The organism is Phenylobacterium sp., from assembly GCF_035539035.1.
GTDB lineage: Bacteria > Pseudomonadota > Alphaproteobacteria > Caulobacterales > Caulobacteraceae > Phenylobacterium.
On the sequence record NZ_DATLJI010000011.1, the window covers coordinates 1 to 26667 of the forward strand.

General features: G+C 71.0%; 24 protein-coding genes. 9 read left to right on the forward strand and 15 right to left on the reverse strand.

The window, feature by feature from the left end; translation table 11 throughout:
* Both VM685_RS04200 and VM685_RS04205 read right to left on the reverse strand, forming a co-directional pair.
* Nucleotides 1-1539, reverse strand: a 1539-nt coding sequence (locus tag VM685_RS04200) for a tetratricopeptide repeat-containing sulfotransferase family protein (RefSeq protein WP_325458867.1), incomplete at its 3' end; no start/stop codon positions are given.
* A complete protein-coding gene (locus tag VM685_RS04205; protein ID WP_325458868.1) occupies nucleotides 1536-3236 on the reverse strand; it encodes a sulfotransferase in 1701 nt (566 codons plus the stop codon). The genes VM685_RS04205 and VM685_RS04200, both read right to left, overlap by 4 nt.
* 136 nt (nucleotides 3237-3372) lie before the next feature.
* Between VM685_RS04205 and VM685_RS04210 the strand changes: the two genes are divergently transcribed.
* A complete protein-coding gene (locus tag VM685_RS04210; RefSeq protein WP_325458869.1) occupies nucleotides 3373-4326 on the forward strand; it encodes a methyltransferase domain-containing protein in 954 nt (317 codons plus the stop codon).
* Nucleotides 4327-4432: 106 nt separating this feature from the next.
* Here the strand turns inward: VM685_RS04210 and VM685_RS04215 are convergent, their stop codons facing one another.
* From VM685_RS04215 to VM685_RS04225, 3 genes are all read right to left on the reverse strand, one after another.
* Nucleotides 4433-7450, reverse strand: coding sequence for a TonB-dependent receptor plug domain-containing protein (locus VM685_RS04215; RefSeq protein WP_325458870.1), 3018 nt, complete (start codon nucleotides 7448-7450; stop codon nucleotides 4433-4435).
* A 303-nt stretch (nucleotides 7451-7753) separates the two neighbouring features.
* A complete protein-coding gene (locus VM685_RS04220; RefSeq protein ID WP_325458871.1) occupies nucleotides 7754-10789 on the reverse strand; it encodes a TonB-dependent receptor plug domain-containing protein in 3036 nt (1011 codons plus the stop codon).
* Nucleotides 10790-10932: 143 nt separating this feature from the next.
* Complete coding sequence (locus VM685_RS04225) at nucleotides 10933-12615, reverse strand: peptide ABC transporter substrate-binding protein (RefSeq protein WP_325458872.1); 1683 nt, start codon at nucleotides 12613-12615, stop codon at nucleotides 10933-10935.
* Nucleotides 12616-12626: 11 nt separating this feature from the next.
* Here VM685_RS04225 and VM685_RS04230 point away from each other — a divergent pair, with 11 nt between their 5' ends.
* A complete protein-coding gene (locus VM685_RS04230) occupies nucleotides 12627-13169 on the forward strand; it encodes a hypothetical protein (RefSeq protein WP_325458873.1) in 543 nt (180 codons plus the stop codon).
* Nucleotides 13170-13178: 9 nt separating this feature from the next.
* On the opposite strand, the gene VM685_RS04235 is transcribed toward VM685_RS04230, so the two are convergent.
* Complete coding sequence (locus VM685_RS04235) at nucleotides 13179-14090, reverse strand: ABC transporter permease (protein ID WP_325458874.1); 912 nt, start codon at nucleotides 14088-14090, stop codon at nucleotides 13179-13181.
* The gene (oppB, locus tag VM685_RS04240) at nucleotides 14087-15010 is read right to left on the reverse strand and encodes an oligopeptide ABC transporter permease OppB (protein ID WP_325458875.1); all 924 of its coding nucleotides are present in this window, start codon (nucleotides 15008-15010) and stop codon (nucleotides 14087-14089) included. The genes VM685_RS04235 and oppB overlap by 4 nt, the downstream gene beginning before the upstream one ends.
* A 110-nt stretch (nucleotides 15011-15120) precedes the next feature.
* On the opposite strand from oppB, the gene VM685_RS04245 reads away from it, so the two are divergent.
* The 3 genes from VM685_RS04245 to VM685_RS04255 are packed head-to-tail and all read left to right on the forward strand — an operon-like array spanning nucleotide 15121 to nucleotide 16629.
* Entirely contained in the window at nucleotides 15121-15528 is a 408-nt protein-coding gene (locus tag VM685_RS04245; RefSeq protein ID WP_325458876.1) for a TIGR01244 family sulfur transferase, read from the forward strand.
* Nucleotides 15528-16421 (forward strand): MBL fold metallo-hydrolase, encoded by an 894-nt coding sequence (locus VM685_RS04250; RefSeq protein ID WP_325458877.1) that lies wholly within the window; start codon nucleotides 15528-15530, stop codon nucleotides 16419-16421. The genes VM685_RS04245 and VM685_RS04250 overlap by 1 nt, the downstream gene beginning before the upstream one ends.
* Nucleotides 16422-16425: 4 nt before the next feature.
* Nucleotides 16426-16629: a hypothetical protein gene (locus VM685_RS04255; RefSeq protein ID WP_325458878.1), complete on the forward strand. Its 204-nt coding sequence runs from the start codon at nucleotides 16426-16428 to the stop codon at nucleotides 16627-16629.
* Here the strand turns inward: VM685_RS04255 and VM685_RS04260 are convergent.
* The 3 genes from VM685_RS04260 to VM685_RS04270 form a co-directional block, all read right to left on the reverse strand.
* Entirely contained in the window at nucleotides 16626-17147 is a 522-nt protein-coding gene (locus VM685_RS04260) for a GNAT family N-acetyltransferase (protein WP_325458879.1), read from the reverse strand. The genes VM685_RS04255 and VM685_RS04260 overlap by 4 nt on opposite strands.
* Complete coding sequence (locus VM685_RS04265) at nucleotides 17144-18790, reverse strand: long-chain-fatty-acid--CoA ligase (RefSeq protein WP_325458880.1); 1647 nt, start codon at nucleotides 18788-18790, stop codon at nucleotides 17144-17146. Before VM685_RS04265 ends, VM685_RS04260 begins: the two co-directional genes overlap by 4 nt.
* Nucleotides 18791-18869: 79 nt before the next feature.
* Complete coding sequence (locus VM685_RS04270) at nucleotides 18870-19256, reverse strand: hypothetical protein (RefSeq protein WP_325458881.1); 387 nt, start codon at nucleotides 19254-19256, stop codon at nucleotides 18870-18872.
* Nucleotides 19257-19320: 64 nt separating this feature from the next.
* On the opposite strand from VM685_RS04270, the gene VM685_RS04275 reads away from it, so the two are divergent.
* On the forward strand, nucleotides 19321-20226 hold the full coding sequence (locus VM685_RS04275; RefSeq protein ID WP_325458882.1) for a hypothetical protein: 906 nt from the start codon (nucleotides 19321-19323) through the stop codon (nucleotides 20224-20226).
* Here VM685_RS04275 and VM685_RS04280 read toward each other — a convergent pair.
* Nucleotides 20208-21710 carry an AAA family ATPase gene (locus tag VM685_RS04280; RefSeq protein WP_325458883.1) on the reverse strand — a complete coding sequence of 501 codons (1503 nt, stop codon included), beginning with the start codon at nucleotides 21708-21710 and terminating at the stop codon, nucleotides 20208-20210. The two genes, VM685_RS04275 and VM685_RS04280, sit on opposite strands and share 19 nt — an antisense overlap.
* Nucleotides 21707-22372 (reverse strand): pyridoxamine 5'-phosphate oxidase, encoded by a 666-nt coding sequence (gene pdxH, locus VM685_RS04285; RefSeq protein ID WP_325458884.1) that lies wholly within the window; start codon nucleotides 22370-22372, stop codon nucleotides 21707-21709. The genes VM685_RS04280 and pdxH overlap by 4 nt, the downstream gene beginning before the upstream one ends.
* Nucleotides 22373-22453: 81 nt before the next feature.
* Here pdxH and VM685_RS04290 point away from each other — a divergent pair, with 81 nt between their 5' ends.
* The 3 genes from VM685_RS04290 to VM685_RS04300 all read left to right on the forward strand — a co-directional run bounded on the left by VM685_RS04290 (nucleotide 22454) and on the right by VM685_RS04300 (nucleotide 24587).
* A complete protein-coding gene (locus VM685_RS04290) occupies nucleotides 22454-23152 on the forward strand; it encodes a DnaJ domain-containing protein (protein ID WP_325458885.1) in 699 nt (232 codons plus the stop codon).
* A 45-nt stretch (nucleotides 23153-23197) separates the two neighbouring features.
* Nucleotides 23198-24322: a chorismate synthase gene (gene aroC, locus VM685_RS04295; protein WP_325458886.1), complete on the forward strand. Its 1125-nt coding sequence runs from the start codon at nucleotides 23198-23200 to the stop codon at nucleotides 24320-24322.
* A 61-nt stretch (nucleotides 24323-24383) separates the two neighbouring features.
* Nucleotides 24384-24587, forward strand: coding sequence for a hypothetical protein (locus VM685_RS04300; RefSeq protein ID WP_325458887.1), 204 nt, complete (start codon nucleotides 24384-24386; stop codon nucleotides 24585-24587).
* On the opposite strand, the gene queD is transcribed toward VM685_RS04300, so the two are convergent.
* From queD to queC, 3 genes are read right to left on the reverse strand one after another with little or no spacing between them, the layout of a single operon-like run.
* Complete coding sequence (gene queD, locus VM685_RS04305; protein ID WP_325458888.1) at nucleotides 24584-24958, reverse strand: 6-carboxytetrahydropterin synthase QueD; 375 nt, start codon at nucleotides 24956-24958, stop codon at nucleotides 24584-24586. The genes VM685_RS04300 and queD overlap by 4 nt on opposite strands.
* 33 nt (nucleotides 24959-24991) lie before the next feature.
* Entirely contained in the window at nucleotides 24992-25624 is a 633-nt protein-coding gene (gene queE, locus VM685_RS04310) for a 7-carboxy-7-deazaguanine synthase (RefSeq protein ID WP_325458889.1), read from the reverse strand.
* On the reverse strand, nucleotides 25621-26367 hold the full coding sequence (gene queC, locus VM685_RS04315) for a 7-cyano-7-deazaguanine synthase QueC (protein WP_414693339.1): 747 nt from the start codon (nucleotides 26365-26367) through the stop codon (nucleotides 25621-25623). Before queC ends, queE begins: the two co-directional genes overlap by 4 nt.
* Nucleotides 26368-26667: the final 300 nt, after the last annotated feature.

The following is a 26667-nucleotide window of genomic DNA, read 5'->3' on the forward strand; positions in this document are numbered from 1 at the left end:
CTCCTCGAACGGCAGGCCGCAATGGTCGAGCAGGGCCCGCACCTGGGTCTCCGGATCGGCGACCATCTCCTCGTAGATCACCCGGTGGATGCGCCCCGGCAGGACGGCGTCGAAGTGCGCCATCAGCTCCACATAGTCGGCATAGTAGCGGCCGATGTCCTCCAGCGCGTAGCTGAACTCCTGCCCCTCGGCGAAGTGCTGCTTGAAGGCCGAGAAGCCGCAGCCCAGCGGATGGCGCCGCGCGTCGATGATCCTCGCGTTCGGCAGGGCGAGCTGGATGAGGCCCACGTGGGCCCAGTTGGTCGGGTTCTTGTCGATGAAGAACGGACGGCCGAGCTTGCGGTGGACCTTGGCGCGGCCGAGGTACTCCTGCCCGAGAGCCGCGAGCTCGACGGGAGACAGAGCGGCCAGGACATCCGGGTAGGCGCCTTCCGAGGCGCGGCGGGCGCGGCCGCCGAGGCGCTGGGCGATGGCCGGCAGGTCGGCGAGCTCCTGGGTCCCCTCCACCTGGGAGTGGCTCGAGAGGATCTGCTCGATGAGCGTCGAGCCGGCCCGCGGCAGGCCGACGATGAAGATCGGGTCGGGCGCCGGATCGCCCTGCCCCGCCCGCGCGGCGAAGAAGCCGGCGCTCATCAGCGCCTTGCAGCGGCGCATGTGCTGGGTGGTCTCGGAGGCCTGATAGCCCAGGCGGCGGCGGCGCAGGGCGTTGCCTTCCTCGTAGCGCGCGAAGGCCGGGCCATAGCGGCCGGCGTCCTCGTGCGCCTTGCCGAGGGCGAAGCAGAGGTGGAAGCGGTCGTCCTCGTCGAGGTCGTCCCGGGCGAGCTCGGCCTCCATCACCGCCACGTCGGCCTCGTCGAAGCGGACGGTCTTGAGGTTGGCGAGGCTCCACCAGGCTTCCCCCAGGCCGGGCCGCAGGTCGACGCTGCGGCGGTAGGCGGCCACCGCGTCGGCCTGGCGGCCGAGGATCTTCAGGACATGGCCGTAGCTCATCCAGCTCAGCGGCTGGTCGGGATGGTCGGCGAGGACGGCGGCGTAGGTCTCGGCCGCCTTGGCGTACTCGCCCACGCGGACCAGGGCGGCGGCCTTCAGGTGGCGGTAGATGGGATGGCCGGGCGCCTCGGCCAGCAGGGCCTCGGCCTCGCGCAGGGTCTCCAGAGGCCGGTTCTGGCGGTGCAGGACGAGGGCCAGGGCGTAGCGGGCGCCGGGGAAGCGGGGCGAGAGCTGCAGGCAGCGGACCAGCAGGCGCTCGGCGTCGGGCAGGCGGCCGATCCGCGCCGCCACCTCGGCCAGCATGCGCACGGCCGCCGCGTCCGACGGGCGCCGCTGGAGCACGGCGTTCAGCAGGCGCTGGGCGTCGGCCAGCCGGTTGTCGTGCAGGGCGTCGGCGGCCTCGACCAGCTGGGGGTCAGTCACCCCGGCGCGCAGCTGGCGGGCGTAGGCGCGGTCGGCGCCGGCCAGGTCGCCGGCCAGCCGCAGCCGGTCGCCCAGCGCCGCCCAGCCGGCGGCGTCGGCGGGTTCGGCCGCCAGGGTCTCGCTCATTGCGGCTCGTAGCCGAACCGCTCCACCCAGGTGGCCAGCGTGGGCGACACGGGCGCCAGCTGCTCCTGGTAGCGCCGCCAGGAGCCGACGCCCTCGGCCGAGAGGCCGCCCGCGAGCTGGGCGCCCGAGGGCGTGGCGATGCCGCGGTCCCTGGTGCGATCGGCAAAGCCGCGCATGGCCTCGGTGAACGGCAGGCCGATCGCCCGGCAGACCTCGCCGACCGTCTGGTCGAAGTCGGCGATCAGGGACTCGTGGCGGACGACGTGCAGTCGCTCGCCCAGCACCGGGGCGAACCGCTCGGCGAGCTGCATGGCGGCGTCGTAGTAGGCCGCGGCGCCGGGCAGGGTGAGGAGCTGGTAGGCCGAGCCGCTCATGGCGAAGCGGCGGCGCCAGGCGGCCAGCACCACGTCGCGCGGATCGCGGCGGGCCAGCAGCACCACGGCGTCGGGGAACAGGCGGGCGATCAGCGGCAGCTTGAAGGTGTTGAGCGGGTGCTTGTCGACGAACACCTTGCCCGAGGGATCGGCGCCCTCCGCCCGCACGCGCTCCCAGTAGGCGGCCCGGAGCTCGGCGAGTTCCGCCTCGCCGGCCGTGGCGAGGTTGGCCACGTCGCCGGGCGCGGACATGAAGGCGCGCATGGCGTCGGCGAGGGTCTCGCGCTCCTCCAGGGCCTCCACCTCCGGGTGGCTGGCCAGCACCTGCTCCAGGAGGGTGGTGCCCGAGCGGGGGAAGCCCAGCAGGAAGACGTGGCCCTTCACGCCGGCGGGGGCGCCGGCCGGGGAGCGCGGCCAGGTCTCGGGACCGGCGAAGTCCAGCGCCTCGGTCATCTCGCGGACGAACTCGAGGGCGCTCGGCCCTTCCTGGAAGGCTCCCGCATAGGCCCGCCAGAGGCCCATGTTGCAGGCGGCGTAGGCCTCATAGGCCTCGGCCGGACGCCCTTCGGCGTCGAGGACGTCGCCCAGCAGGCCCTGGGCGAGCGCCCGCTGCTGGGGCGTCAGCCGCGGCTCGGCGACCAGGGCCTCCAGCCGCGCGCGGGCCTCGGACCGGCGGCCCTCGGCCAGGTCGGCGGCGGCCAGCACCATGACGGCGTCGGGATAGTTCGGCTGCGCGGCCAGCACCCGTTCGGCCAGCGGACGGGCCTCGGCATGGGCGCCGCGACGGCTGAGCAGGTTGGCGAGGCCGGCGACGGCGCCGAGGTTCTCCGGCTGCAGCTCCAGCGCCCGGCGGTGAGCGGCCTCGGCCTCCACGAGCCGGCCCAGGGCTTCGAGGGCCGCGCCCCGGGCGCAATGGGCGCCGGGGAAGTCGGGCTGGGCGGCCAGGGCGCGGTCGAACTGCACGAGCGCCTCGCCGTAGCGTTCCAGCCGGTGCAGGCACAGACCCAGGGCGTTGCGCGCCGCGAAGTCGTCGGGCGCGAGCTCGCAGGCCCGCTCCAGGATGGCGAGCGCCTCCGGGAAGCGCTCCTCGCGCTCCAGCTTCAGGGCCACGAGGTTGAGCACCATCGGGTGCTCCAGGCCGCGCTTGTGGGCGGCCTCGGCCAGCGCCGAGGCGCGGTCCAGGTCGCGTTGCTGGGCGGCCTCGTGGATAGCGCGCAGCTCGGCGCGGTCGCGCTCAACCTGGGCCTGGGACGGCGCCACCTGGGGCATGCCCAGCGCGCCCACCTTGACCTTGATCTGTCCGACCTTCCAACCGCCGCTCAACGCCGCCTCCTCAACTCGCCGGCAAGGTAGCCCAGGCGCGGCGCCCCCGCCACCCGAGGGCCCGCTTGGCGGCGGGGGCGGGTTGCTCTACCTCAGCCAGACAGGCGGGCGGAGCGCCCGGACGAGGGAGCGAGACATGGCCCGCGCGCCGGGATCAGAGAAGCGGCCCGGCTGGCACTGGTCCGACTACTGGCGCGGCGGACGCGCCGAGGTGATGACCGTGGAGGGCCCGGCGGGCCCCGCGCCGCTGGACATCGGCGACCTGTGGCCGGGCTTCTTCCGCGAACTGCCGGACGGGGCGCGGGTGCTCGACCTCGCCACCGGCGGGGGCCAGGTGGCGCGGATCGCCTGGGACACGGCCCGCGCGGCCGGTCGCCGCCTCGAGGTGGTCGGCGTGGACTATGCCGACCTCCCGCCGCCCGGCGGCGACGGGCCGGTGCTGATGGGCGGCGTCTCGCTGGAGAAGCTGCCGTTCGACGCCGCGAGCTTCGACGCCGCCACCTCGCAGTACGGCATCGAGTACGCCGAGCCGCGGGCCGCCCTCGCCGAGCTGGCGCGCGTGCTGCGCCCCGCCGGCCGGGCTCTGATCCTGGCGCACCACGCCGCCAGCGCGATCACCGCCTCCGCCGCCGCCCAGCTGGACGCTTTCGACAGGACCATGGGCGGCGGCGAGGCGCTGCGCCGGGCGCGGCGGCTGTTCGCGGCGATCCAGGAGCGGCGCAAGCCGGAGGTCACCCAGGTCGCGCACGCCGCGCTGCGCGAGGCGGTGAGCCGGGCCTCGGCGCGCCTGCCCGTCGCCCCCGAGGCCGAGTTCGCGCGCTACATGGTGCACTACCTCGCCGATCTCTCGCAGCGGGCCGGCGCCTACGAGCCGGGAAGCGCGCTCCGTCGCCTGGACGAGGTGGAAGCCGGCAACGCCGCCTGGCGCCAGCGCCGGCGCAACCAGCTCACCGGCGCCCTCGACGCCCGCGGCGCCGACGAGTTCCTGCACCGCGCCGGGCGCGCGGGCCTCTCCACGGTGGAGCGGGCGGAGGCGCACGACGCCAACGGCGTGCTGATCGGCTGGCGCTTCCTGCTGCAGCGCGCCTAGGCGCCCTTCCCCTTCCCCAACGTCCCGCCGCGCGCCGGCGACCGGACAAAGAAAAAGGGCGGTGGGTCACCCCACCGCCCTTCAGTCCTTGCGGACCCGTCGACGACTAGAAGTCGGCGGTCAGGCCCACGAACACGTAGCGGCCGAACGCGTCGTACACTTGCGGCCAGGTGTTCCCGTTGCAGGGCCCGGTCGGGCAGTTCGACGAACCCGTCAGCGGCGGCTCCTTGTCGAAGACGTTGTTCACGCCGACGCGGAAGTTGACGCTGTCGCGCATGGTCCACGTCGCGGTGAGGTCGAAGTAGTCACGCGAGCCGAGCACGCGGTCCGACTCGTAGGCGATGCCCGGGTTGGCGAGCTGCGGGTCGGAGTCGAAGGCGTCCAGGGTCACCTTGTTGAAGTGACGCCATTGAGCCGAGAGGCCCAGGCTGGTCACCCACTCACCGAGCGTGAAGGGGGTGTTCCAGGTCAGGCGGGCCTTGTGGCGCCATTCCGGGTTGGGGACGCCGCAGATCGTGCCGTAGAGGCCGACGCAGTCATAGGCGGGGTCGCCCGGCAGGGAGACGGTCTCCAGGCTGTCCAGCCAGGTGCCGACGAACGACAGCGAGATGCCGCCCATGTCGTTGAGGCCGAAGGCGTCCAGATCGGTCCGGTAGCCGACGTTGAAGTCCACGCCCTTGGTGCGCAGTTCACCCGTGTTCAGGCTGGTGTTGGTCACATAGCCTTCGGGGGAGAGCCAGATCGAGCCGTTCGCGTCCCGGTTGACCAGGCCGCAGAAGAACGGATCCAGGGTGTCGACGCAGCGGTTGATGATCAGGTCCGCGCCGATGCCCGAGATGTAGTCCTTCACCTTGATGTCGAAGTAGTCGACCGACACGTTCAGGCCCGGGATGAACGACGGCTGGTAGACCACGCCCAGGGAGTAGGTGTCGGAGGTTTCCGGCTCGAGGTTCGGGTTACCGCCGTTCAGGCCGTTGTACTGGTTGGCCGGGTTGGCTTCGATCGCCAGCACCTGCGCGGTGGTCAGGCCGAAGGCCTGGGCGCAGCGAGCCACGTCCGCATCGCCCGCCGACAGGCCGGCGCAGGGATCCTGCGTGCCGTCGAGGACGACGTTCTGCGGGCTGAACAGCTCGATCACGTGCGGCGCACGGACCGCGCGCTGGTAGCTGGCGCGGAAGCGGAGGTCTTCGATCGGCTCCCAGTCACCCGCGAACTTGTAGGTGTGGGTGGTGCCGCTCTCCGAGTAGTCCGAGAAGCGGTACGCGGTTTCCAGCGTCAGCGAGCGGGCGAACGGCATGTCCTGGATCAGCGGGATCCGGGCTTCGCCGAACAGCTCGTAGACGTCGTAGCTGCCGTTGACCGGCGGCGAGGCGCCGCCCGAGCCGTTCAGCAGGCCGGCCGCGGCCACGAAGTCCGAAGCCGAGTCCAGCTGCTCGCGGCGATATTCCGCGCCGAACGAGACGCCGACGCCGTCTTCCGCCCACGGGCTCTTCACGCCGTAGTCGCCCAGCAGGCCGCCGAACGTGACGTTGGCGATCCGCTCGTAGGTGTTGCCGGTCGAGAAGCTCGGGGTCTCGAGGTAGTCCAGGGCTTCCCGGGTGACGCCGCCGATGCGGAAGATGTTGTAGGGCACGCAGGCGGTGTCGCTGCCGTTCAGCACGGAGGCGCAGACCGGAGCGCCCGTCGTCGGGTCGGTGACCACGTTCAGGGCGTTCTGGATGGCCGTCGTCCGGAAGAAGCCGGTCTGGACCTGGTTGAACGACACGCGGCCGTACTGGAGGTAGGCGTCATACGACCAGGTGTCGCTGATGTCGCCGCGCATGCCGATCACGTAGCGGTACTGCTGGTGCTGCGTACGGCCCTGACGGCCGCCGCCTTCGATGTTCCGGCGCGAGACCGTGCCGGTGAAGGTGCCGGCCGGGTTGCTGGCGCAGGTGCCGCCGCCGGTGGCCGCGGTCGCGTTGATCAGGCCGCGTTGCTGAGCGGAGAGCAGCGGGTTGGCGCAGTTGATCGAGAAGCTGCCGGCGAAGATGCCGCCCGGCGCGATCTGGTACGTGGACGTGTCGTCCATGTACATCACGTCGGCATAGGCCTCGGCCCAGTCCGCCAGCTGGTAGTTGGCGAAGGCGCCCAGCACGTACCGGTCGTCGGGACGCTGGTAGTAGTTCGACGGGCCGTAGTTGTAGACGTCACGGGTGCCGACGCGCGGGCGGAAGGTGTTGCCCGCCGGGTTGGTCACGTCGACCACGAAGCTGCCGACGCGGGCCGGATAGGCCGTGCCGGAGCCGCCGCAGCCGAATTCCGCGAAGGTCTCGCCGGAGAACAGCGAGCAGGACGAGTAGTCGCGGTTGCCCTGGAGGATCGGCTCGACGTGGCGGTAGCCGGCGTAGGCGGTCACGTTGCCGCGGCCGTCGGGCGCGTTCACGCCGATGGTCAGGGTGACTTCGCTGCTCTCGCCGTCCCAGACGTTCTCGTCGGGCAGGGCGTAGCCTTCCGGCGTGGCCGAACGGGCGGCCGCCGCGCTCACGATGCCGCGGACGAAGTCGTTGTCGTTCTTGTGGTTGTAGATGCCGTACTGCGCGTCGAGGCGAACGCCCTCGAAGTTGCGCTGCATGATGAAGTTCACGACGCCGGCGACGGCGTCAGCGCCGTACACGGCCGAGGCGCCGCCGGTCAGGATGTCGACCCGCTCGATCAGGGCGGCGGGGATGAAGTTCAGGTCGGCGGCGAGGGCGCCGCCCGAGGTGTTCGGCGTGCCGGGCATCAGGCGCCGGCCGTCGATCAGCACCATGGTCCGCGTGGCGCCCAGGCCGCGCAGGTTGACCGTGGCGGTGCCGGTCGAGCCGTTGGAGAGGGCCGCGCCCTGGGCCGCGAAGGCCTGGGGCAGGCTGTTGACCATGTCTTCGACCCGGGTGATGCCCTGGGCCTTGATTTCGGCGGCGCCGATGGCGGTCACCGGGCTCACGCTCTCCAGGTTGGGAGAGGGGATCCGGGTGCCGGTGACGACGATCTCGGAGACTTCACCCTCCTGGGCCGCCGCCTGGGTGGCGGAGAGGCCGAGCACGGCCACACCGCAGATCATGGAAGACGCCAGCAGGCGCTCCCGCATGGATTTGATTTTCAAGGTCTACATCCTCCAGCGGCCCGCCGCTCGCCAACGAAAAGCGGACCCGCTCCCCAACAAGGTTCGGTCCCGGGAACGAAGTCGCGCCCGGTTACGGTGGAGTTACTGGTGGATCGAAGTGGGGGTCAACGAACAACGACGTGTGGCAACGTTGACGGCGCCAACCTGTCGCATTCTGGTCACAGATTGTCGCACGTGCCCCGAACCGAGCACTTTTAGACCTGCAAGACCGGGGCGGCTGGCATCCACCCGCCCCGGCCTTGCCGCGAATCGGGGCAGCGGACAGCCGCCGCCCCGAAGGCCTCAGAACTGGACGCGCACGCCCGCGTAGTAGCGGCGGCCGATGGCGTCGTAGACGTCCGGGTAGGTGGTCCAGCCGGTGGTCTGGCCGGGAACCAGGCCCGAGGTGCCGCCGACGAACTGGTATTCGTCGAAGATGTTGTCGACGCCGAAGTAGACGTTCGCCTTCTCGGTCACGTCCCAGCGGACCTGGGCGTTGTGGAACGCCTTCGCCTCCAGCGGGACATTATAATAGAAGTCGTTGACGTCCTTCGTGACGACCACCTCGTCGATGTACTGGGTGGTCCAGGACAGCTGCACCGGGCCGCGCTGGTAGAGCAGGTTCAGCGTCCACTCGTTGGTCGGCGCGCCCACCGTGCCCGCGTCGCGGATCAGGTCGGCGGGATCGGCCCCCTCGAACGGCAGGGTGGTCAGCTTTTCCAGGTAGCCGTAGGCGAGGCTGGCGGTAAGGTTCCCCTTCTCGCCGCCGTAGAGGCCGTTCAGGAACGGGAGGTCGTCGAGGTTCTGGCGGTAGCTCACCTGCACGTCCCACCCGCGGGTGTCCGTCTCGGCGAAGTTGTCGCTGACCTGGTTGACGAACTCGAGCGCGCCCACCTGCGGGCCGGTGCCGAAGCGGCCGATGGCCGAGCAGAACGGGTTGGCCGCGTTGAAGCCGGCCGGGCCGTAGCAGCCCGTCAGCAGCCGGTCCTCGCTGATCGTGGTGATCCGGTCCTTGATCTTGATGATGTAGTAGTCGACCGACAGCGAGAGGTTGTCGAGCAGGCCCATGCCGCGCGGGTTCAGCAGGAAGCCCACGGTGAAGCTGTCGCCCTCCTCCGGCTTCAGGTTGGGATTGCCGCCGTCGAAGCCGGTGACGCCCTGCTGCTCGATCTGGGTCAGGGCGAAGCCGCCGTCCCGCGCCACGCGCGCCGCCACCGCCGGATCGGCGAGACAGGCCGTGGCCACCGCATTGCCCACCGTCGACGCGTTCACGCCGCTGGCCAGCACGGCGGAAGGGTCGCCGATGTTGGTGCGGGTGTTGAAGAACGCCGCCTGGCCCGCGGCCGTGCGGGTGACGCCGGCGCAGGGGTCGTTCACGCCCGGGAAGTCCTGCGACGCCGGCGAGTAGAGCTCCGAGATGTTCGGGGCGCGCACCGCCTTGGCGAACTGGGTGCGGAGCTTCAGCCAGCCCACCGGCTGGTACTCCAGGGACGCGGCGTAGGCGGTGGTGTCGCCCACCGTCGAGTAGTTGGAGTAGCGGCCGGCCAGGTTCAGGTCGAGCGACTGGACGAAGGGCATGTCGGCCAGCAGCGGCACGCGCAGCTCGCCGTAGACCTCGGCCACGTCGAACTTGCCGCGCGTGGCGGGCGTGGCGTTGCCCGAGGTCTGGCCGAGCTGGGTCAGCAGGTCGGGGACATCGTGCGAGCGCTCGCGGCGGTACTCGGCGCCCGCCGCATAGCCGACGGCGCCGGCCGGCAGCTCGAAGAGCTCGCCGCGCAGGAAGCCGCCCACCACGAGCTGCTCCACGAAGGCCTCGCGCGAGGTCGGCACGCGGACGTAGTCGGCGGCTTGCGCCGAGATGGCGCCTTCGCCGAACGGGTTGAGCGGCACGCAGCCGGCCGCGCGGGCGGCCGGGTCGGCGCAGACGGTCTGGCCGTTCACCACCACCGCGTCGAGCGCCTGGCGGAAGCGGTTGGCGTCGATGTCGCCCGACGAGGTCTGGCTGTCCTCGGTGCGGCCGTAGTTGATGGACAGCTCGTAGGAATGATCCTCGCCGAGGTCGCCCTCGAAGCCGGTGACGATCCGGAAGGTGTCGCGGTCGATCTCGTTGCCGCGGTTGCCGACCTCGGTCAGGCGCCGGCGGAAGCCGACCACCAGGTTGTCGTCGGCCACGCCCGGGTTGGCCGTGCGGACCGCGGCGCGCAGCGCCTCGGGCACGATGGCCGAGGTGATCGGCACGCCGTTGGCGCAGGTCCCGTCCTCGCAGAAGGCGAAGGCGCCGTAGACCTGGTCGGAGCCGAGCGGCGTGGGCTCGATCTGCGAGCTGAGCTTCGACTTCACATAGTTCAGCTCGGCGAAGAACCGGGCCGAGGGGTTGAACTCGTAGTTCAGGTAGCCGGCGAAGTTGCCCTGCTCCAGCGGCACCTGCAGCAGGCGCTGGGCCTGGCGGTTGTAGCCGAAGGTCGCGCCCGAGTAGGGCTGGACGCCCGTAGGCGTGACCACGCGCAGCAGGTTGGCGCCGCCGCCGATCCGCGGGATCTCGACCACGCCCGCCGGGGTGTAGGAGGAGAACAGGCCCGCGGTCTGGCTGCGGATCAGGTGGTAGTTGGCCGGGTCGCCGTCGTAGTCGTCCACGGCGTCGAGGGCGAGACCCTGGTCGGCGCGGTCCTTGGCGTAGATCGAGCCCAGCTCCTGGTAGCCCAGGGAGACCAGGAACGAGCCGCGGCCGTCGTGGAAGCTCTTGCCGCCGGTGACGGCGAACTTGATCTCCTCGTCGTCGCCGCGCTCGGACAGGCCGTACTGGCCGCTGACGATCAGGCCGTCGACGTTCTTCTTGGTGATGATGTTGACCACGCCCGCGAGGGCGTCGGAGCCGTAGGTCGCCGAGGCGCCGCCGGTGACCACGTCCACGCGCTCGACCAGCTCGGTCGGGATGGTGTTGAAGTCGACGATCTGGGTGCCGACGAGACCGGCCACGAAGCGGCGGCCGTTGACCAGCACCAGGGTGCGGTCTTCGCCCAGGTTGCGCAGGTCGACCGTCATGATGCCGTTGGAGGCGGTCTGGAAGCCGGAGTTGGTGGGCGTGATCGAGGACACGCCGGCGGCCGGCAGGATGCGGATCACGTCGCCGGTGTTCACGGCGCCGGTGGCCTCGATCGTGCGGGCGTCGATCACCGTAACCGGGGTCGGAGCGTCAAGATTCGGCCGCGCGATGCGCGATCCCGTAACAACGATCTCATCAACCGCGACGTCCTGAGCAAGAACAGGGGTCGCCGAGAAGGCTGACATAACGCCGATCAACATCGACGAGGCCAGCAGATACTGCCGCCGCACTTTCATATTCTACGCCTACGCTTGAAATCGACCTGGGAGAAAGGTCGCGCTGACGTAGTTGACGCCGCCTCCGCAGGGTCAATCCGAAGGCTTCGGCAAAGCTTCGGGGATAACGGCGTGTGTCACATGGGCGTCACAGTTTCGCCCGGTCAGGGGCGCGCGGCGGCCGTCTCCGCAGCCCGGCGTTCGCCGGCCCCCGCTACGCAGAGGAAGCGCGTCGGATGGTAGTCGACGAGGTTGGCCTTCCAGCCGGTGATCTTCGGGCTGACCAGGTTCTTGTTCACGTAGAAGTAGGTCGGCACCACCGAGGCGTCGTCGAGCATGAGCTGCTCGGCCTCGGCGAGGATCGCCGCGCGACGGCCAGCGTCCGGCTCCTGGTCGGCGCGGGCCAGCAGGGCGTCGTAGGCCGGGTTCTTGTAGTCCCCGTAGTTCTGCGCTCCGGTCGAGGACTGCAGCAGGTAGAGGAAGCTCATCGGGTCGTTGTAGTCGGCGATCCAGGCGGCGTCGGCGACCTGGAAGTCGCGGGCCCGGTAGGAGGCGTAGGCGATCTGGGTCTCGTTCTGGGCCAGGACCGCATCGATCCCCACCTGCTTCCAGTCGGCCTGGATGGCGGGCATCAGCAGCATGGGGTCGGGCGAGTTGCGGTGCTTGATCTCCAGCCGCAGCGGATTGGCGGGGCCGTAGCCGGCGTCGGCGAGCAGGCGGCGGGCCTCGGCCTGCCGCCGCTCCAGCGGCCAGGCGGCCCAGGCGGGCGGCTTCGCGCCCTTGTAGGCGGCCACGCCGGGCGGGACGAAGGTATAGGCCGGCGTCTGGCCGCCGCGCAGCAGCTTGCCGGTGATGAACTCGCGATCAACGGCCATGTTGAGCGCCTGACGCACCCGCCGGTCCCGAAGCGCGGGGATGTTCGAGTTGAACGCCAGGTAGGCGACGCCGAGGTAGGTGTGGGTGTGGACGTAGCCCGGCATCTGCTCGCGCAGGAAGGCGATGCGGTTCGACTGGATGTCGGTGTTGATGTCGAGCTCGCCGCGGCGGACCCGTCGCTCGGCGCTCACCGCGTCCTGGGTGGGATAGTAGTAGACCTCGTCCACGCAGACCTTGTCGGCGTCCCAGAAGCGCTCGTTCTTCACCGCCTTGACGTAGTCGCCCAGGCGCCAGGCGACGATGCGGTAGGGGCCGTTGGAGACGTAGTTCTCCGGACGGGCCCAGGCGTCGCCGAGCTGCTCCACCTTGTGCTTGGGCACCGGATACATGGTCTGATGCTTGGCGAGCTCGGGGAGGTACGGCGCGGGGTGCTCCAGCGTGATCTCCAGGACCCGCGGCGAGAGCGCGCGCACGCCGAGGCTCTCCGGCGGCGCCTTGCCCTCGTTCACCGCCTGGGCGTTCTTGAACAGGTAGAGCAGCGAGGCGTACTCCGACGCCGTCGCCGGGAGCAGGATCCGCCGCAGCGAGAAGACGAAATCCTCAGCGGTCACCGGCACGCCGTCCGACCAGACCGCCTCGCGCAGGTAGAACCGCCAGGTGAGCCCGTCGGCGCTGGTCTCCCAGCGCTCCGCCACGCCGGGGATCGGCTCGCCGTCCGCATCGTCCTGGGTGAGGCCGATCAGGTTGTCGAGCAGGAGGCGGTGCTCCCAGGTCCCCTGCACCTTGTGGGGGTCGAGCGAGATGGGCTCCGAGCCGTTGCCGATCTGAAGGCAGACCTTGCCCGGCGGACAGTCGGGCCGCGCCGGCGCCTTCGGCGCGCAGGCGCTCGCACCCAGAAGTGCGGCGAGGCCGAGGATCAGGAGATTGCGCCCGGGGGCGCGGGTCGCTTCAATGCGCGTTCGCAGGGACATGGAACCAACGCATGACGATTTCTAAGGCGCGGGCAAGTCTGGGGGCGGCCCTTCTGGGCGCCGTGGCGCTCACGGGGGCGCCGGCGCTCGCCCAGGGCAAGCCCGAGGCGCGCGCCGCGACGCTGCAGAAACTGAGCGACTGCCGAAAGGTGGCCGACAGCACGGCCAGGCTCGCCTGCTACGACGCCGCCGCCGCCGAGCTCGAGACCGCGGAGGCCAAGGGCGACATCGTGGTGGTGGACCGCGAGCAGGCGCGCACCGTGCGACGCCAGGCCTTCGGCTTCTCCATGCCCTCGCTCACCCTGTTCGAGCGCGGCGAGAAGGCGGAGGAGGTCGACACCATCACCGCCAAGGTCGCGTCCGCCAGCATGAACGGGGCGGGCAAGTGGGTCGTGGAGCTGGAAGACGGCGCTGTCTGGGTGCAGATCGACGCCAACGAGGTGCCGCTGTCGCCCAAGGCCGGCGACCCGGTGCGCATCCGCCGCGCCTCGATGGGCAGCTACCTGATGAGCGTGAAGAACCAGCGGTCCTTCCGCGCCCGGCGGCAGGAGTAGCGCGCCGCCCTACCGGTCCTTGGGGTCGATCGCGTCGCGCAGGCCGTCCCCGATGAAGTTGAAGCTCATCAGGGTCACGACCATCACCAGGGACGGGAAGATCAGCAGCCACGGCGCGAGTTCCATGTCCTGGGCCCCGTTGGCGATCAGGGTGCCGAGCGAGGCCATGGGCGGTTGGACGCCGAGGCCCAGGAACGACAGGAAGCTCTCCGCGAGGATCACCGCCGGGATCGTCAGGGTCACGTAGACCACCACGGGCCCCAGCAGGTTCGGGACGATGTGGCGGAAGATGATGGCGCCCTGCCCCAGGCCCGCGGCGCGGGCGGCCTCCACGAACTCCTTGTGCTTCAGGGTGAGCGTCTGGCCGCGCACGATGCGGCTCATGGTCAGCCATTCCACCGCGCCGATGGCCACGAAGATCAGGATGATGTTCGAGCCGAAGGTGACCATCAGCAGGATCACGAAGAAGATGAAGGGCAGCGAGTAGAGCACGTCGACGACGCGCATCATGACCTCGTCGAGGCGGCCGCCGACGAAGCCCGCCACCGCGCCCCAGGCCACGCCGATGATCAGCGAGACGACGGTGGCCACCAGGCCGATCGCCAGCGAGACGCGCAAGCCCATGAGCAGGCGGGCCAGGAGGTCGCGTCCGAGCGAGTCCGTGCCGATCAGGTGGCCGTTCTGCAGGGGGCCCAGCCAGACGTCGTTCTTGTTGATCTCGTCGTAGGCGTAGGGGGTGAGGTAGGGGCCGACGATCGCGGCCACGACGAGGACCGCCAGGACGATCATGCCGGCGACGGCGGCCTTGTTGCGCAGCAGGCGGCGGCGGGCGTCGTCCCACAGGCTGCGGCCCTTGAGCGCCGCCTTCTCCATGCTTTCGGCGCCCTTGCGGGAGCCCGGGACCAGGACGGACGACGTCACGACAGCCTCACGCGGGGATCGAGCGCCGCATAGAGCAGGTCGGCGATCAGGTTCAGGACCAGGATCAGGGCGGCGTAGAAGATCACCATGCCCATGACGACGGTGTAGTCGCGCTGCAGGGCGCTGATGACGAAGAACTTACCCAGGCCCGGCAGGTTGAAGATCTTCTCCACCACCAGGGAGCCGGTGATCAGGCCGGCGCAGGCGGGGCCCAGGTAGCTGACCAGCGGCAGGATCGCGGCGCGAAGCGCGTGCTTGCCGACGATCCGGTGCTCCGGCAGGCCCTTGGCCCGGGCGGTGCGGATGTAGTTGGAGTGCAGCACCTCGATCATGCCGGCCCGCGTCAGGCGCGAGATGATGGCGATCTGCGGCAGGGCCAGGACCGTCACCGGCAGCACCATGTTGACCAGGGCCCCGTCGTTCCAGCCGGCGCTGGGCAGCCAGCCCAGCTTGGAGGCGAACACCAGGACCAGCAGCGGGGCGGTCACGAAGGTGGGGATGCAGACACCCAGGATGGCCACGGTCATGACGCCGTAGTCGAGACTTCGGTTCTGCCGGAGCGCCGCGAGCACGCCCAGGCTGACGCCCATGACGGCGGCGATCAGGATGGCCGACAGGCCGAGCCTGAGGGAGGGCTTGTAGTTCTCCTGCAGGATGTCGAGGACGGTCTTGTCGCGGTACTTCAGCGACGGGCCAAGGTCGCCGCGGGCGACGCCGGCCAGATAGTCCACGTACTGCTCGTGCAGCGGCTTGTTCATGCCGAACTTCGCCAGGACGTTCTTCTCGATCTCGGGCGAGAGCTTGCGGTCCATGTCGAAGGGCGAGCCCGGGGCCGCGCGCATCATGAAGAAGGCGACGGTTATCACCAGGAAGAGCGTCGGGATCGCCACCAGCAGGCGGCGGCCGATGAAGCGGAACATCTGGTGAAAGAGCCTTGCGCGTGAGGCCTTTGGAGGGCGGGGCGTTGCGAAAGTTTCACCGGGCTCCGATGATGTCAACGAACCCCCGCCCCCCAGCGAAGAGTGCAGTCATGGCCGACTTCAGACCCGTCACCGAGGATATCTCCGTGGCGCCGCAGATCAGCGTCGACGACGTGGAGGAGGCCGCGCGGCAGGGTTTCAGGACGATCATCAACAACCGCCCCGACAACGAGGAGCCCGGGCAGCCCTCGGGCCACCAGATCGAGGCCGCCGCCAAGGCCGCGGGGCTCGCGTACTTCCACGTGCCGGTGCGCGGCTCGCCGACGCCGGAGCAGGTGGAGACCACCAACCGCATCCTGGCCGAGGCCCCCGCCCCGGTGCTGGCCTACTGCCGCTCGGGAACCCGCTCCATCACCACCTGGTCGCTGGGCCAGGCGGTCTCCGGCGCCCGCGGCCGCGACGAGCTGAAGGCGCTGGGCCGCCAGGCCGGCTACGACCTCTCCGGCGTGCTCGGCTGATGATCCCCTACGTCCGGGACATCGCCTTCGAGTACGGCCGCTGCGATCAGCTCAGCCCGCTGATCCGGCGGGTGATCGCCAACAATCCGGGTCCGTTCACCTATGTGGGCACCGGCACCTACATCGTCGGCCGCGACGAGGTGGCGGTGATCGATCCGGGCCCCGACGACCCGGCGCACCTGGAGGCGATCCTGGCGGCGATCCCGGGCGAGCGGGTGACCCACATCGTGATCACCCACCACCACTCCGACCACTCCCCTCTGGCCGGAGCGCTGAAGGCGCGGACCGGGGCGGCGATCTACGGCTGCGCGGTGGCGACCCCGGACGAGGACGACGGCGAGGTGAGGATGGAGGCCGGCCACGACGCGGGCTTCCGTCCCGACGTCAGCCTGTGCGGCGGCGGCGAGATCGCCGGGCCCGGCTGGACGCTGGAGGCGATCCCCACCCCCGGCCACACCTCCAACCACCTCTGCTATGGGCTGAAGGAGGAGAACTGCCTGTTCTCCGGCGACCACATCATGGGCTGGTCGACCACCGTCATCACCCCGCCCGACGGGGACATGACCGCCTACCTGCAGAGCCTGCAGGACATCCGCGAGCGGGGCTTCTCCACCCTGTGGCCCACCCATGGGGCGCCGATCCGCGAGGTCCGGCCGTTCATCGACGCCTACATCGCCCACCGCCAGGAGCGGATGGACCAGATCACCACGGCCCTGGCCAGCGGGCCGGCGAGGATCCGCGACCTGGTGCCCCGGCTCTACGCCGACGTGGACGCGCGCCTCCATCCGGCGGCGGCGCGATCCATGCTGGCGGCGATGATCCACCTGACGCGGCAGGGCGTGCTGGCGGCGGACGGAGAGCCGGGCCCCGACAGCACCTACCGCCTGGCCTGAGGCCATGCCCGGCATGCGGCTCTGGGAGCCGCTCACCGCCCAGTTCGGCGACCTGACCTACTGGGGCGAATGGATCGTGACGGGCGGGGCGGTCCACGTCCGCTGCGACCACGGCGGGGCGAGCCGGCCGCTAGCGCCGGACGATCACGCGCTGGCGGTCGCCGAGCGCCTGCTGATCGACCTGCTGCGCGAGCGCGGGAAGCTCTAGAGCGCCCGCTCCAGGACCACGAAGGCGAGGTCGTCCCGCGTCGGGCGGCCGAAGCGGTCGTCGCCGTAGGGGAAGGGCCGGGTCTCTCCGGTGAGCTGGTAGCCGCGGCGCAGGTACCAGGCGATCAGGCTGTCGCGCCGGTTGATGACCGTCATGCGCATGCGGGCGGCCCCGCGCTCGCGGGCGTACTCCTCGGCCGCGCCGAGCAGGGCCCGGCCGAGCTTGCGGCCCTGGCGGTCGGGGCGGACGGTGAGCAGGCCGAGATACCAGGTCCCGGCGTCCGCCGGCTCAAGCCAGACGTGGCCCAGGTGGTCGCCGCCCTCGTTGCGCCAGATCAGCAGGTGGGCGTGCGGCTTGTCCGCGAGATCCTGGCGCAGGAGCTCGGCGGTGATCCGGTCGCCGGCGATCATATCCTCGACGTTCCAGCTCGCCTGCGGCCCCGTCTGACGGAAGGCGCGGTTGGTCAGCGCCACGATCTCCGGATGGTCGGCTTCCGTCGCCGGCCGCACGCCGCTCATGCCGTGACGGGCTGCTTGGCCGTGGGCAGGACGTAGCCCTCCATCCGCTGGCGGATCAGCTTCTTATCGATCTTGCCGGTGGCGCCCAGCGGGATCTCGTCGACGAAGACCACGTCGTCAGGCGTCCACCACTTGGCGATCTTGCCCTCCAGGAACTGGAGGAACTCCTCCTTGGTGGCGGTCTCGCCGTCCTTCAGCTTCACCAGCAGGACCGGCCGCTCGTCCCACTTCGGGTGGGCCGCGCCGATCACCGCGCAGATGGCGGCCTTCGGATGGCCCATGGCCAGGTTCTCGATCTCGATGGAGCTGATCCACTCGCCGCCGGACTTGATCACGTCCTTCGCGCGGTCGGTGATCTGCATGAAGCCGAACTCGTCGATGGTGGCCACGTCGCCGGTGTCGAAGAAGCCGTCCGCGTCGAGGATCTCGCCGCCGTCGCCCTTGAAGTACTCGCCGACCACGAAGGGCCCGCGGACCATCAGCCGGCCGAAGGTGGTCCCGTCGTGCGGCAGGGGCTCGCCGGCGTCGTTGACCAGCTTCAGCTCCATGCCCACCGGCGGGCGGCCCTGCTTCAGGGTGAAGCGGAGCTGCTCGTCGTCGCTCATCATCGAGATGGCGCGGGTGGGGGTGGCGAGCGTGCCGAGCGGCGAGGTCTCGGTCATGCCCCAGGCGTGGGTGACGGAGACGCCGAACTCGTCGCGGAAGCCGCGGACGATGGCCTCGGGCACCGCCGAGCCGCCGATGACCACGCGCTTCAGCGTGGTGAGCTTGCCCTTGGTCTCGCGCAGGTGGGTGAGCAGCATCTGCCACACCGTCGGCACGGCGGCCGAGAAGGTGACGCCCTCGGTCTCCAGGAGTTCGTGCACCGAGGCCCCGTCGAGCTTGGCGCCGGGCATGACCATCTTCGCGCCCACGGCCGGGCAGGAGAAGGCCAGGCCCCAGGCGTTGGCGTGGAACATCGGCACCACCGGCAGCACCACGTCGGTCGCCGACAGGCCCATGACGTCGGTGCCCATGGTGACGAGGGTGTGCAGGAAGTTGGACCGGTGGGTGTAGAGCACGCCCTTCGGATTGCCGGTCGTGCCCGAGGTGTAGCAGAGCCCGGCCGGCGTCTCCTCGCCGAAGCCGCCCCAGGCGATGTCGGGCGAGTTCTGCTCGATCAGGTCCTCGAAGCAGAGGGCGCCGGGGAAGTCGACGCCCTTCATCCCCTCGCGATCCGTCATGACCACGAAGTGCTTCACCGTCGGCATCTTGTCGCGATGCCCGGCGAGGATCGGCAGGAAGGTGAGGTCCGTGAAGAGGACCTTATCCTCGGCGTGGTTGACGATGTAGCAGAGCTGGTCGGCGAACAGCCGCGGGTTGAGCGTGTGGCAGACCGCCCCGATGCCCATCACGCCGTACCAGGCCTCGATGTGGCGGCCGGTGTTCCAGGCGAGGGTCGCGACGCGGTCGCCGTGGCCGACGCCCATGGCCTTCAGAGCGTTCGAGAGCCGCTTCGCCCGCTCGTGGATGGCGGCGTAGGTGGTGCGCGCGATCGGCCCTTCGATCGAGCGGCTGACCACTTCCGACCCGCCGTGCCAGGCCTTGGCGTGGTCCAGGATCCTGTCCACCGTGAGCGGCCAATCCTGCATCCGGCCCTGCATCGAACGTTCTCCCAACTAATCTTTGTTCACTTCGCGATACGCTAGTTTCTCAAGGGCTTGGACGCAAACGGAAGCGGCGTCAGCGGACCACCGAGATGCAGCCCACGACCTTGTTGGGGACGGGCACGGTCCCGGCCTCGATCCGGATCGCCTCGACGATGTAGGTCCCGGGCCGGTCGAACGCGAAGACGTGCTCCTGGCCGCCCGGCAGGATGGCCTTGATGTTGGCCGAGTAGTTGGCCTGGGGCCCCTGCGGCGGTCCCGGCGAGTGGATCATGACATGGGTGGGGGACTTGAAGAGGGCGATGGTGAGGAGCCCGCCGCCCGGATACTGCGGGAACTCGAAGTAGCCCGCGCCGCCGGCCTGGCAGGAGGCCTGCGGCGGGGCGGGAGCCTGGGCCACCGCGGGTTGCGCGGACGCTCCCAGCGCCGCGGCGAGTGCGGCGGTCGTCATGCGGTCGATCATCTGGTCCCCCTTCGGCGCGGCGCGGATTGCCACCGAACGCCGTTTCACGATTAAGCTGGGGCCCATGGAATATTCATCCGTACCCGCCGTCCACTGGCTGTCGCCCACGCCGCTGACGTTCACGGCCTACCCGGCCCTGAAGGATCCCGGCGACATGCAGTGGGGCTACCAGAACCAGCGCTGGTTCACGGCGGCCGGGGCGATCGGCCGGCTGAACGGCGACGGCTCGGTCAGCAAGTTCGCCGTCCCCGGCGGCGGCTCGCCGATGTTCCTGTCGCGCGCGGCGGGGGGCAAGGGCGGCTTCTGGTTCACCCTGCCGAAGAAGAACGCCATCGGCCGGGTCTTCGAGGACGGGACCTTCGGTCCGCTGATCGACTGCGGGAACAAGGCGCAGCCGGCGGCGATCACCGGCGGGCCGTACCGCAGCTATGCGGCCGCCTTCGGACGTCCGGAGATCTACGAGCTGACCGGCGACGACGAGGTCCGCGAGATCGGCACGGACCTCTACGGCGTGGAGGCCCTCGCCGACACGACCGGCGGCGACTGGCTGTGGTGCTTCGCCAAGGGCGAGCTGGTGCGGATCTCCACCGAGGACGGCCGGCGCGGCAATCACTACACCCTGCCCGAAGGCGCGGCGGTGGAGCGGATGATCCGCCATCCCTCGGGCGAGGTGTTCTACGTGGACATCGGCCGGCGGGTGATCGGCCGCATCAAGGACGAGTTCACCATCGTCGAGTACCGGCTGCAGCCGGGCATGACGCCGCTCGACCTCTGCGCCGGCGGCGGGAACACGGTGTGGTTCCCGGTCTCCGGACGGGCCTCGATCTGCCGGATGGAGGACGACGGGGTGCTGGAATATCCGCTGACCGGCGTTGCGGACTTCCACCTGCACCGGATCATGTTCGACCTCGAGAACCTGTGGTGCTCGGAGAGCGCCGGCAAGCGGATCGGCTACGCGAAAGCGCCCTGAAGCCAGGCCGCGGCGGCGGGCTCCGCAGGCCCCGTGACATCCACGCGGGTCCAGGCGATGTCGTCGCCCACGCGGGCGATCTGGTCGCGCAGCACCTCGAGCGTGGCGTCCGACGCATCGTGGGTGCGGCCCGAGACGCGCGCCTCCAGCACCTCGGCCGGGGCGTCCAGCCAGACGCCCTCGAACGGGACGCCGCATTCGCGGGCCAGCGCCTCGGCGCGGCCGCGCAGGCCGGGATCGATGAAGGTGGCGTCGAGCACCACCGAGGCGCCGGCCCGCAGCAGGGCGCGGGCGTTGCCGACCATGGTGTCGTAGGTCTTCGCGTAGAAATCCGGCGTGTAGATCGCCGGCTCCATCCGCTGGGTGGGCGGCACGTTCAGCAGCCGTTTGCGGATCTCGTCGGTGCGCAGGATCACCGCGCCGGGCGAGGCCCCGAGCGCGGGCGCCACGGCGCGGGCGAAGGTGGACTTGCCCGACCCCGAGAGGCCGCCCACGGCCAGCAGGCGGGCCGGCGGGGGCGAGAGATGCGCGATGCCGGCCTCCACGTAGCGGCGGGCCGTCTCGGGGTCGGCGCTGTGGGCCATGACGTGGGCGCGGACGCCGGCGCGCACGGAGAGCATCAGCGGCAGGGCGGCGATCCCGTCCCAGAGCTCCGGCGGGAAGCTGCGGGCGGCCTCGTCGAGATAGGCCGAGAGCACGCGGACCGCGGCGTCGCGCCGGCCGCGGAAGTCCAGGTCCATCAGCAGGAAGGCGAGGTCGTACTGGACGTCGAGGTCGGACAGAAGGTCGTTGAACTCGATGCAGTCGAACAGCACCGGGCGGCCGTCCTCCACCAGGATGTTCCCCAGGTGCAGGTCGCCGTGGCACTGGCGGGCGAAGCCCGTGGCGCTGCGGTGGGCGAGCATCGGGGTGTGGCGTTCGAACTCGGCCTCGGTCCGCGTGACGAGCTCTTCCACCTTCTCCGCGCCCAGCTCCGGGGCGAGCTCGCGCAGCAGCTGGGCGTTGGAGCCGATGGTGAAGGCGAGCGCGGTGAGCCCGCCCTGCGGCTTCAACGGCGCCTTGGCGTGAAAGCCGGCGATGGTGCGGCCCAGCGCCTCCGCCATATCGCCGTCGATGGCGTCGGGGGTCTTCGAGAGCACGGCGTCGTCATCGAAGCGGCGCATCTCCAGGGCGTAGTCGACGACCTCGCCCGGCCCCTCCCACTCCAGCCCGCCGCCGGCCGCACGGGTGATCGGCCGCAGGCGGCGGTAGATGTCGCAGGTGCGGGCGTTGAAGGCGAGCTCGCGCTCCAGGGCCCAGAGCCGGCGCTCGGGCGTGCCGAACTCGACGTATCCCAAGGAGACGTGGCGCTTCAGCTTGTAGGCCAGGGTCTCCCCCAGGAAGACCCGGGAGATGGCGGTCTCGATGGGCTTGCCGACCTGGCTGGTCAGCCAGCGGACGACCTCGGCCTCGGCGCCCCCGGTCGGAGCCTCGGCGCCGCTCAAGGATAGAGCCTGTGGGTGGTCCAGCCGTCGCCGGCGCGCTCGAACACCAGCCGCTCGTGCAGGCGGAAGGGCCGGTCGCGCCAGAACTCGATGGTGCGCGGCGCCACGCGGAAGCCCGACCAGTGCGGCGGGCGCGGCACCTTGCCGAGGCCGAAGCGCAGGCCGACCTCGGCGATCCTCTTCTCCAGCCCCAGCCGGTCGGCGAGCGGCCGCGACTGGTCCGACGCCCAGGCGCCGAGCTGGGCCGGGCGGGCCCGGGTGGCGAAGTAGGCGTCGGCCTCCTCGGGCGTCACCGGCGAGACGGTCCCGCGGACGCGGACCTGGCGGCGCAGGGACTTCCAGTGGAACAGCAGGGCGGCCTGGGGATTGGCCGCGAGCTGGCGGCCCTTGGCGCTCTCCAGGTTGGTGTAGAAGACGAACCCGGCCGGATCGACGTCCTTCAGCAGCACCATCCGCACATCGGGCAGGCCGTCGGCGTCGGCGGTGGCGATCGCCATGGCGTTGGCGTCGTTCGGCTCCTTGGCGAGCGCCTCCTTCAGCCATTCGGAGAACAGGGCGAAGGGATCCGTCTCGGTGAGCAGCGGCGGCGGCTCGGCGGTGGTGACCTGCCGGACGTAGTCGTCTTCGCTGGGCGAGGCGGGGATCAGGGTCTTGTCGGTCATCTCGCGCGGCATATAGCGCGGCCGGCGCGCCGACGGCGAGACGTAACGCGGCATTCACCATGTTCGGGTTCCCTCCCTGGCATGGCCGACGCCGCTTCCCCGATGACCGCAAGGGCCGCCCGCGATGCGCTGGGCGTGGGCCCGCTGGCCGGGCCGGGCGAGATCCGCCGCGCCTTCCGCGAGGCCGCCAAGCGCGCCCACCCCGACCGGCGCGGCGGCTCGGCCGAGCGGTTCCGGCAGGTGGTGGACGCCTATCACCTGCTGCAGCACGCCGGCCGGCCCGCCGAGCGCATCGTCCAGCCGCCGGCGCGGTGGACGCCGGCCGAGACGGCGCTGTCGATCTCGCCGCTCACCGCCATGCAGGGCGGCGCGGCCGACCACCGCCTCGCCGACGGGCGCACGATCCGCCTCACCCTGCCGCCCGGCCTGCGCACCGGCGACACAGTGCGGGCGGGCGAGAGCCAGCTCACCGTCACCGTCCGCGGCGAAGGCGACATCATGGTGCGCGGCGACGACCTCTGGCTGACCGTCCCGGTGCCGCCGCGCACCCTAGCCGAGGGCGGACGCCTGGCGCTGGACACGCCGATCGGGCGCCGGATCGTCTGGGTGACCCGCAAGGCCGGCGAACGCGGCCTGGTGCGGCTGGAGGGCCAGGGCCTGCCCGCCCGCGGCCGCCACGGCCAGGGGCACCTGTTCCTCAGGCTTTCGCCGATGAAGAGCTCCACCGACTCCGCGGCCCGCAAGCTGCTGCGCCGGTTCGCGGCCGCCTGGGCGGCGTGATCCTCCCCCTCCCCCGAGCGGGAGGGATGGGCTAGAAGCGCCGCCATGTCGCACAACACCTTCGGCCACCTGTTCCGCGTGACGACCTGGGGCGAGAGCCACGGGCCGGCGCTGGGCTGCGTGGTGGACGGGTGCCCGCCGGGGATCCCGCTGACCGCCGAGGACATCCAGGTGTGGCTCGACCAGCGCCGGCCGGGCCAGGGCAAGTTCGTCACCCAGCGCCAGGAGCCGGACGCGGTGCGCATCCTCTCCGGCGTGTTCGAGGACGAGCGCTCCGGCGGCCAGGTGACCACCGGCACCCCGATCTCGCTGATGATCGAGAACACCGACCAGCGGTCGAAGGACTATTCCGAGATCGCCCAGGCCTTCCGGCCCGGCCACGCCGACTACGCCTATTTCGCCAAGTACGGCGTGCGCGACTACCGCGGCGGCGGGCGCCAGTCGGCGCGGGAGACCGCCGCGCGGGTGGCGGCTGGCGCGATCGCCCGCAAGATCCTGCAGGGCGTCACCATCCGCGGCGCGGTGGTGCAGATCGGCCCGCACGCGGTGGCGCCCGAGCGGATCGATTTCGCCCGCACCGGTGACAACCCCTTCTGGTGCCCGGACCCGGAGACGGTCCCCGTGTGGGAGGCGCATCTGGAGACGGTGCGCAAGTCGGGCTCGTCCACCGGCGCCGTGGTGGCCGTGGAGGCCCAGGGCGTGCCGGCGGGCTGGGGCGCGCCGGTCTACGGCAAGCTCGACGCCGAACTGGCGGGCGCGCTGATGTCGATCAACGCCGCCAAGGGCGTGGAGATCGGCGCGGGCTTCGCCTCGGCCGCCTTCTCGGGCGAGGAGAACGCCGACGAGATGCGGATGGGCAACGACGGGCCGCTGTTCACCTCCAACCACGCCGGCGGCGTGCTGGGCGGCATCTCGACGGGCCAGGCGGTGACCGCGCGGGTGGCCTTCAAGCCGACCTCCTCGATCCTCACGCCCCGCAAGAGCCTGAACGAGCAGGGCGAGGAGATCGAGCTGCGCACCAAGGGCCGCCACGATCCCTGCGTCGGCATCCGGGCCGTGCCGGTGGTGGAGGCCATGGTCGCCTGCGTGCTCGCCGACGCCTTCCTGCGCCACCGGGGCCAGACCGGCGGCGGAGCCTACAGCCCCGGCGCTGCGAAAGGCCGCAGCTGATCGCCATGTTTCGGCGCCGGGCCTGGGGCAGTATCCGCGCCAAAGTCCGGGGAACCTTCAGATGACCGCCAAGTCCCTCTTCCGCGCCGCCGTGCTCACGCTCGCGGGCTTCAGCCTGTCGGGCTGCCTGGCCGTCGCCGCCACGGGCGCGGTGGTGGGCACCGCCGTAGGAGTCACCGGCGCGGCCGTGAAGACCACCGCCAAGGGCGCAGGGATGGTGGTGGGCGCCGTCGTCCCCGGCGGCGGCGACAAGGACGAGCGCTAGGCGACCCGCATCGCGCAGCTCTCGCCGATCGTCGGGCGCGAGACCACGATGCGCGAGAGGCCCGGGAACTGCGTCTTCAGCCGTTCGGCGAAGTAGAGGCAGATGTGCTCGAGGGTCGGCCGCTCGAGGCCCGGCTTGTCGTTGAGCAGGCCGTGGTCGAGCTCGGCCGCCACGGCCTTCAGCGCCTGGTCGAGATCGGCGAAGTCGGCGACCCAGCCCACCGGCTCCTGGGCGGGGCCGGCGACGGTCGCCTCCACCTTGAAAGAGTGGCCGTGCAGGTTCGTGTAGGGCCGGTGCTCCGGCCCCTCGGCGATGTAGTGCGCCGCGTCGAAGGTCGCGGTCTTGGTGATCTCGAAGATGTGGGCGGTCATGGGAAAGGTCAGGGGCAGCCTGGGCGGGAGGCCTCAGGCGATGCCGAGGTATTTGTGGGTCTGGACGCTTAAACGCCAGCGGGGGTGGGCAAGGCAATAGGCGATGGCCGCGCGGGTGTTGGCCTCGCGGTCGGGACCGTCCATCGGCTGCAGCAGGAAGCGCTCGAAATCCAGGCCCTCGAAGCGGGCCGGATCGACGCCGGCCTGGGGATAGACCAGCTTCAGCTCTTGGCCGCGGGTCTGGACCACGGGCGCATCGGCCTTGGGGCTGACGCAGATCCAGTCGACGCCGGGCGGGACCGGAAGGGTGCCGTTGGTCTCGAGCGCGATGGAGAAGCCTCGCGCGTGCAGCGCCGCCACCACGGCCTCGTCCACCTGCAGCAGGGGCTCGCCGCCGGTAAGCACCACGAGCCGGTTCTCCGCCCCGCCCTGCCAGGCCGCCTCGACCGCCCGGGCGAGGTCGTCGGCCGTGGCGAAGCGGCCGCCGCCGGCACCGTCCATGCCCACGAAGTCGGTGTCGCAGAAGGTGCAGACGGCGCTCGCCCGATCCTGCTCGCGGCCGCTCCAGAGGTTGCAGCCGGAGAAGCGGCAGAACACGGCCGGACGACCGGCCTGGCCGCCCTCCCCCTGCAGGGTCAGGAAGATCTCCTTCACCGCGTAGCTCATGCCTCGACGGCTCCCGGGCGCAGCACCGGGCGGTCCTGGGCGACCCAGCCCTCGTAGCCGCGGGCGCGCAGCTCGCAGGCCGGGCAGGTCCCGCAGCCGTAGCCCCAGGGGCGGCGCACCTCGCGCTCGCCGCGGTAGCAGGTGTGGCTCTCCTCCAGGATGAGCTCGACCAGCGGCTCGCCGCCGAGCCCCTTGGCCAGCGCCCAGGTCTCGGCCTTGGTGAGCCGCATGAGCGGCGTCTCGATGCGGAAGTCCTGAGCCATGCCGAGGTTCAGCGCCTGTTCCATGGCGTCGATGGCCTCGCGCCGACAGTCCGGATAGCCGGAGAAGTCGGTCTCGCACATGCCGCCCACCAGCACCTGCAGCCCCCGCCGGTCGGCCAGCGCGGCGGCGTAGGTGAGGAAGACGAGGTTGCGGCCCGGCACATAGGTGGAGGGCAGGCCCTTGGCGGTGATCTCAAACGCCCGCTCGCCGGTCATGGCGGTGTCGCCGATGGCGCCGAAGCCGCGCATCTCCAGCATGTGGTCCTCGCCCAGGCGCGACGCCCAGTCGGGGAAGGCCCCGGCCATGCGGGCGCGCACGGCCTGGCGGGCCTGGAGCTCGACGGCGTGGCGCTGGCCGTAGTCGAAGCCGACCGTCTCGACGCGCGGATAGCGCTCGAGGGCCCAGGCGAGGCAGACGGTGGAATCCTGTCCGCCGGAGAACAGGACGAGGGCGCCGGTGGTCTCGATCATCGGCCCCATATGCGCCCTGAGGCGCCGCGGGGGAAGCCAGGGGCCCGCCATTCGACGGCCGTGGGTGAGCAAGAATCACTTGGGAAGGCGCGAAGCTCAACGCAGGTGCAACAGCGGCGCGATACCGGACGTTCAAAGTCTAGCGACGCCGTAACGGCGTTATATTCCTCGAAACTTCCGCAACGGAAGCGTCGCTGCTGGACGAGATTCGTCGCGAAGATTGAATTCCGGCGCGTTTTCCCGCTCCCGCGGGCGTTGACAGAACCCCGCTCCCGGCTGAGCTTGAGCCATTCGGCGAAAAACCGGGCC

Excerpts from the sequence above, each read along its gene's own strand:
- VM685_RS04245 (WP_325458876.1), top strand. The coding sequence starts at position 15,121 with ATGGCCGACTTCAGACCCGTCACCGAGGATATCTCCGTGGCGCCGCAG.
- VM685_RS04290 (WP_325458885.1), top strand. The coding sequence starts at position 22,454 with ATGGCCGACGCCGCTTCCCCGATGACCGCAAGGGCCGCCCGCGATGCG.
- VM685_RS04220 (WP_325458871.1), bottom strand. The coding sequence starts at position 10,789 with ATGAAAGTGCGGCGGCAGTATCTGCTGGCCTCGTCGATGTTGATCGGC.
- VM685_RS04260 (WP_325458879.1), bottom strand. The coding sequence starts at position 17,147 with ATGAGCGGCGTGCGGCCGGCGACGGAAGCCGACCATCCGGAGATCGTG.
- VM685_RS04275 (WP_325458882.1), top strand. The coding sequence starts at position 19,321 with ATGGAATATTCATCCGTACCCGCCGTCCACTGGCTGTCGCCCACGCCG.
- pdxH (WP_325458884.1), bottom strand. The coding sequence starts at position 22,372 with ATGACCGACAAGACCCTGATCCCCGCCTCGCCCAGCGAAGACGACTAC.
- VM685_RS04265 (WP_325458880.1), bottom strand. The coding sequence starts at position 18,790 with ATGCAGGGCCGGATGCAGGATTGGCCGCTCACGGTGGACAGGATCCTG.
- aroC (WP_325458886.1), top strand. The coding sequence starts at position 23,198 with ATGTCGCACAACACCTTCGGCCACCTGTTCCGCGTGACGACCTGGGGC.
- queD (WP_325458888.1), bottom strand. The coding sequence starts at position 24,958 with ATGACCGCCCACATCTTCGAGATCACCAAGACCGCGACCTTCGACGCG.
- VM685_RS04300 (WP_325458887.1), top strand. The coding sequence starts at position 24,384 with ATGACCGCCAAGTCCCTCTTCCGCGCCGCCGTGCTCACGCTCGCGGGC.
- VM685_RS04270 (WP_325458881.1), bottom strand. The coding sequence starts at position 19,256 with ATGATCGACCGCATGACGACCGCCGCACTCGCCGCGGCGCTGGGAGCG.
- VM685_RS04210 (WP_325458869.1), top strand. The coding sequence starts at position 3,373 with ATGGCCCGCGCGCCGGGATCAGAGAAGCGGCCCGGCTGGCACTGGTCC.
- VM685_RS04230 (WP_325458873.1), top strand. The coding sequence starts at position 12,627 with ATGACGATTTCTAAGGCGCGGGCAAGTCTGGGGGCGGCCCTTCTGGGC.
- VM685_RS04250 (WP_325458877.1), top strand. The coding sequence starts at position 15,528 with ATGATCCCCTACGTCCGGGACATCGCCTTCGAGTACGGCCGCTGCGAT.
- VM685_RS04225 (WP_325458872.1), bottom strand. The coding sequence starts at position 12,615 with ATGTCCCTGCGAACGCGCATTGAAGCGACCCGCGCCCCCGGGCGCAAT.
- VM685_RS04255 (WP_325458878.1), top strand. The coding sequence starts at position 16,426 with ATGCCCGGCATGCGGCTCTGGGAGCCGCTCACCGCCCAGTTCGGCGAC.
- queC (WP_414693339.1), bottom strand. The coding sequence starts at position 26,367 with ATGGGGCCGATGATCGAGACCACCGGCGCCCTCGTCCTGTTCTCCGGC.
- oppB (WP_325458875.1), bottom strand. The coding sequence starts at position 15,010 with ATGTTCCGCTTCATCGGCCGCCGCCTGCTGGTGGCGATCCCGACGCTC.
- queE (WP_325458889.1), bottom strand. The coding sequence starts at position 25,624 with ATGAGCTACGCGGTGAAGGAGATCTTCCTGACCCTGCAGGGGGAGGGC.